6 protein-coding genes are annotated in these 5,044 nt (G+C 65.3%); 4 read left to right on the top strand and 2 right to left on the bottom strand.

Features of this window, described 5'->3' with window-relative positions; translation table 11 throughout:
- Together P2Q66_RS06915 and P2Q66_RS06910 are read right to left on the bottom strand one after the other, a co-directional pair.
- A partial coding sequence (locus P2Q66_RS06915) for a VOC family protein (RefSeq protein ID WP_275726626.1) occupies nt 1-392 on the bottom strand: 392 nt, incomplete at its 3' end.
- 69 nt (nt 393-461) lie between these two features.
- The gene (locus P2Q66_RS06910; protein WP_079597467.1) at nt 462-1,409 is read right to left on the bottom strand and encodes a manganese catalase family protein; all 948 of its coding nucleotides are present in this window, start codon (nt 1,407-1,409) and stop codon (nt 462-464) included.
- 234 nt (nt 1,410-1,643) lie between these two features.
- Here P2Q66_RS06910 and phnD point away from each other — a divergent pair, with 234 nt between their 5' ends.
- The 4 genes from phnD to P2Q66_RS06890 are packed head-to-tail and all read left to right on the top strand — an operon-like array spanning nt 1,644 to nt 4,963.
- Nucleotides 1,644-2,549 carry a phosphate/phosphite/phosphonate ABC transporter substrate-binding protein gene (gene phnD, locus P2Q66_RS06905; RefSeq protein WP_275726624.1) on the top strand — a complete coding sequence of 302 codons (906 nt, stop codon included), beginning with the start codon at nt 1,644-1,646 and terminating at the stop codon, nt 2,547-2,549.
- On the top strand, nt 2,549-3,367 hold the full coding sequence (locus P2Q66_RS06900; RefSeq protein WP_275726622.1) for a phosphonate ABC transporter ATP-binding protein: 819 nt from the start codon (nt 2,549-2,551) through the stop codon (nt 3,365-3,367). The genes phnD and P2Q66_RS06900 overlap by 1 nt, the downstream gene beginning before the upstream one ends.
- Complete coding sequence (phnE, locus tag P2Q66_RS06895; RefSeq protein ID WP_275726619.1) at nt 3,351-4,202, top strand: phosphonate ABC transporter, permease protein PhnE; 852 nt, start codon at nt 3,351-3,353, stop codon at nt 4,200-4,202. Before P2Q66_RS06900 ends, phnE begins: the two co-directional genes overlap by 17 nt.
- Nucleotides 4,199-4,963, top strand: coding sequence for a tyrosine-protein phosphatase (locus P2Q66_RS06890; protein WP_275726616.1), 765 nt, complete (start codon nt 4,199-4,201; stop codon nt 4,961-4,963). The genes phnE and P2Q66_RS06890 overlap by 4 nt, the downstream gene beginning before the upstream one ends.
- Nucleotides 4,964-5,044 lie beyond the last annotated feature (81 nt).

The following is a 5,044-nucleotide window of genomic DNA, read 5'->3' as shown; positions in this document are numbered from 1 at the left end:
ATGGTGCTGCCCAGGCCTTCATGGACGCACAGGATGTTGTGCTCGGTGTCCATGAACCAGGCAGACTTCTCCGAGTCCCTGGTGCAGATATGGTTTTCGGTCTTGAGGTTCGGCAGGTCGTAGTCCTGGAACTGCACCCCCATCGATTCCATGTCCCGCACCGTCTTCTCGATGTCCGTCACTTCGAAGCTCAGGGCGGTGTGCTCGGAGTGTTTGCCGTCCGAGACATGCATCAACTGCAGCATGGGGCCGCCGTTGCTGCCGAGTAGTTCGCTGCCATCGTCAGCCGTGCCGCAGTGCGGGAGTCCGAGCTTTTCCGTATAGAACCTGTGGGCGCGGGCGGGGTCATCGACTGGCAGGATGGTTGTGGCTGTGTTCATTTTAAGGCTCATGTGGCCACCTCCTACGGGCAGAATCTTACGCCTGCGGCACCGGGAAAGAACCCCGGATTTTCGGGCCGATTACTTCGGCTCTTTGGGGTTGTTGGCTTCCGCCAGTTCCACCTCGGCCGTGGCCTGGATGAGGGCCAGCAGTTCGGGGTCCAGGCCGGGGGCAAACTCCTCTTTCCGCTCCGGCGACATGGTCATGGGGAAACCTTCGGGCATGACCTCGGTGGTCAGCTCGGTGCCGTCGTTCGAGGGTGACGCCCCGCGGAACAGCTTGCCCGCCTGGCTGAGGTTGTCCGCGCCAAAGGTGTACTGGATGCTCTGCAGCCCCGTGTCCAGAAGCTTCTTCACCTCGGGGAACTGTTCGGCGTTGGTCTTGGGGATGGGCAGGACCTTGCCCCAGTTCACGCCCAGGCTTTCCAGCGCCTTCGCGAAGGCGTTCTCGTGGGCCTGGTCCCGGACAATGAGGTAGGCGATGGTGGAACGCGCCGTCTTGTTGTCCGTCATCTCGTAGATACGGCACTTCTGCAGACGGCCGGTGGATTCGAGCATCAGGTTGTAGAGCAGGTCCAGCACCAGGTTGCCGCTGTTGTAGACGTAGGAGCCGCTCCACGGGTTGCCCGCCGCATCCACGGGCAGGGCACCCTGGGCGCCCACCAGGTAGTGGTGGATGTTGCTGGTGTCGAGCGCGATCTTGAGGGGCGTGGCACCCTTGGCGCCGGGCTCGTCCACGGGGTCGGTCTTTTTGCCCTGGTAGCGCGGGGATCCGTCCAGGAGCTGCGAAATGGTGGTGCCGATCAGTTCAACGTGGCTGATCTCCTCGGTTCCCACGCCCTGCAGGAGGTCCTTGTAGGGCTTGGACGAAGGGTCGCCACGGAAGTTCATGCTCTGGAAGAGGTACTGCATCATGGTGCGCATCTCGCCGAACTGGCCGCCCAGTCCTTCCTGCAGGGCGTTGGCTGCAGCCGGATCCGGCTCGTCGGCGGCAATTTCATTGATCAGAAGCTGGGTATGCAAGTACATGGGCCATTTCCTCGTTTCGCTGGTTTGCTCTCACCGAAGGTCCTGCTCAGGTGAATGAATGCCACCACCGTAAGCATGCTTAGCTTTAATCGCAAGGGTACTTACTACTTTTCGCCTCCCATTGTTAACCTGCCGTTTCTTTTGCAGTACGGCGTTCTCGTAATTTCCCGTTGTCTGGCGGAGTTTGGATATCGGTGTTCTCGATAATCCCCCTCATCTTCCGCGAAGGACATCATGCGTTATCCCACTCCTCCTGCCCTTGGCATCCTGGCTGTCAGCACCCTCCTTGTACTTACGGGCTGCCAGGCAGCCGCTTCCAAGCCTGCGGACCCTGCAAGCGCCCCGATTACCATCGCCACCGTTCCCCTCGGCGACGACCCCACCCAGGCGAACCCCATCGAGGCTTTCGCGGAACTGCTGGAGGCCGAAACCGGCCGCGAGGTGGAGGTCACGGACGTTCCCGACTACCTCAGCGTTGTGGAAGCCATCCGTGGCGACCACGTGGACATCGGCATCATGAGCGGTTTCCCGTCGGCCCTGGCTGTGAACACTGGCGAGGTCGACTCCCTGATGGCGTGGGCCGGCAGCGACGACCCCGTCTCCACCTGCGTGGTGCTGGACGGTTCCCCGGTCCAGAAGCTTGAAGACCTGCGGGGCAAGACCGTCGCCTTCGCAGACCAGGCGTCGAGTTCCGGCTATTTCATGCCGGTCTACATGCTGCACGAGGCAGGACTGAAGAAGGGCCAGGATTACGAGGCCATCTTTGCCGGCGGCCACGAGGGCAGCTTCGCCGCGCTGAAGCAGGGCCAGGTGGACGCCGCGTGCACCGCCGTCATGCTCACCGAGCTCGGCGCACCCATGTTCCCCTTCGCGGAGGGTGAGTGGCGCGGCATTGGCAAGAGCCCCGCAATGGACGTCATGGGCAGCGTGCTTGCCCGCCAGTCGTTGGACAGCGAGACGCGATTGCAGCTGCAGGAGGCGCTGCCCAAGGTGCTCTCGGAGAACAACGCCGAGGCGCTGGGTGCACTCGGCAAGGGCTTCATCGGCCTCGAGGAAGTCATGGATCCGGAACCGGCCATCTTCGACTCCTTCGCCGAGATCGCCGCGGTGGCCGATGTGAAGCTTGAGGACCTGGGCTGATGAACGCCACCCTCTCCGCAGCAGCCTGTACTCCCGAGGCACAACTGCTGCAGGCACTCCCGCTCATCTCGGTCCGGAACCTCACGGTGGCCTACGGCGACCAGCCGGTGCTGGACGGCGTCGACCTGGACGTCCGCCCGGGCGAAATGGTGGCCCTCCTGGGCGCCTCGGGCTCCGGCAAGTCCACCCTCATGAAGAGCCTCACCGGCTTCGCGCCGATCACGGCGGGAACCGCCAGGGTGGCCGGCTATGACGCCACGAACCTTCGACGCGGCGACCTGCGGAAGCTGCGCTCCGACGTCGGGCAGGTCTTTCAGCAGTTCAACCTGATTCCGCGCCTGAGCGTCCTCACGAACGTCCTCACCGGTGCCCTGCACAACGCCGGACCCGGCAACCTCGTGGGCGGGTTCAGCAGCGCGCACCGCCGCCTGGCCATGCATTACCTGGACCGGGTAGGCATCGCGCATAAGGCGAAGGAGCCTGCCCGTTCGTTGAGCGGCGGCCAGCAGCAGCGCGTGGCCATCGCCCGGGCGCTGATGCAGCAGCCCCGCGTCATTCTGGCCGACGAGCCGGTGGCTTCCCTCGACCCGAAACTCGCGGGCTCCGTGCTGGGCCTGCTGCGTGAAATCGCCACGGAAGACGGCATCCCGGTTCTCGTAAGCCTCCACGTCCTTCCCCTCGCCCTCGATTACAGCGACCGCATCCTGGGGCTCCGGCAGGGCCGGATGCTCATCTCCGCGCCCACCCCCGGGCTTGAGGCCCACAAGCTGTCATCGCTCTACGACGACGAAGGAGAGCCCGTTGACCACCACCTCTGAAGCCATGGCCGCCCGCGGAGCCTCATCAGCGGTCCCGCCCCTGGACCCGGCAGAACGGCTGCACCTCGAGCGTGCATTCCGGGTGCCCCGCGCACGGTTCCTTACGGGCATTCCGCTGGCGCTCATCGTGCTGGCCTGGTCCTTCTGGGGCGCCGAATTCAACTTCGCCAAACTCGGCGAAGGAACGGCCAACATGGGCGAATTCCTGTCGCGGCTCTTCCCGCCCGACTTTTCCAAATTCGGCACCATCGCTGCGCTGCTGGTTGAAACGCTGCAAATGGCCATCGTCGGAACCGTGCTCGGCGCGGTCCTCTCGCTGCTGGTCGCCTTTACCGCGGCGTCCAACATCGCCCCGCCCTGGCTCTACTATCCGGCGCGCTGGCTCATGAACATCATCCGCTCGGTGCCCGACCTGGTGTTCGCCCTCATGTTCGTCTCCGCCGTCGGCCTGGGACCGTTCGCCGGAATCCTCGCCATGACACTTGGCTCCCTCGGCTCGATTGGCAAGATCTTCGCCGAGGCGATGGAGTCGGTGGACCGCGGGCCGGTCACCGCCATGGAGGCGGTGGGCGCGTCGAAGCGCCAGGTCATCCACTACGGCATCGTCCCGCAGGCAGCACCGCTGCTGGTCTCGTACACGCTCCTGCTGTTCGAGGGCAATGTTCGCGGAGCCACCATCCTGGGCCTCGTGGGTGCCGGCGGCATTGGCCTCGAACTCACCACGGCAATGCGGATGTACGACTACGGACACCTCAGCGCCATCATCATCTGCATCATCGCGCTCGTCACGGTCATCGACCAGGGCAGCGCACTCATCCGAAGGAGAATCACATGACAGCACCCATCATCGACATCGAGCTCAGCGCTCCGGTCAACCTCCGGGACCTCGGCGGCATCCCCATCGAGGGCGGCGTCCTGCGGGAGGGCCTGGCCCTGCGCGCCGACGACCTCTCCGTCATCACGGACGGGGACGCACGCCTGCTCGTGGACAACGGGCTCGCCGCCGTTATCGACCTGCGCACCGCCGACGAGGCCGCGCTCACGGGCCGGGGCCCACTCGCCAACTATGCGGTGGCCTACCACCACCTGCCCCTGATGGAAAGCATCACAGCGGGAATGCCCGACGGCGGCACTCCAGTGATCGAGCACGTCGCCATGGGCGAGATGTACGCCCGGATGGTGGAAACCGCAGCGCCGCAGCTCGCCAGCGCCCTGGGAATCATCGCCCTTGCCCCCGGGGCCACCGCCTTCCACTGCGCCGCAGGCAGGGACCGGACGGGCGTCCTGGCCGCGGCGCTGCTGCTGGCACTGGGTGCCGGCGATGACGCCATCGTCGCCGACTACGCCCGCACCCACCCCAACATGGCCGCCATCCTGCAGCGCCTGCGGCCCACCATGGGTGCGCTGATGGCCCGCCTCGGTTTCGACCTGGACGCGATGACGGCGGTGACCTTCTCCGACGAACCCATGGACATCTCGATGCTGACGATGCTCGCCAGGCTCCGGGAACGCCACGGAGACGCACTGGCTCCCCTCCGCGCCGTCGGGCTAAGCACCGGGACCATTACCCGCCTCCGGGAACGGGCCCTTGCATGACCACTCTTGCCAACGGGACTCTGGCCAGCGGGACTCTTGCAACCGGGACAGACGAGGCCCCGGCGCGTACCCCGCGCCGGG

It is taken from the genome of Arthrobacter sp. Cr_A7, from assembly GCF_029222765.1.
Classification (GTDB): Bacteria; Actinomycetota; Actinomycetes; order Actinomycetales; family Micrococcaceae; genus Arthrobacter.
Note: the sequence above shows the minus strand (reverse complement) of the source record. Positions and strands in the feature narration are given on the sequence as shown.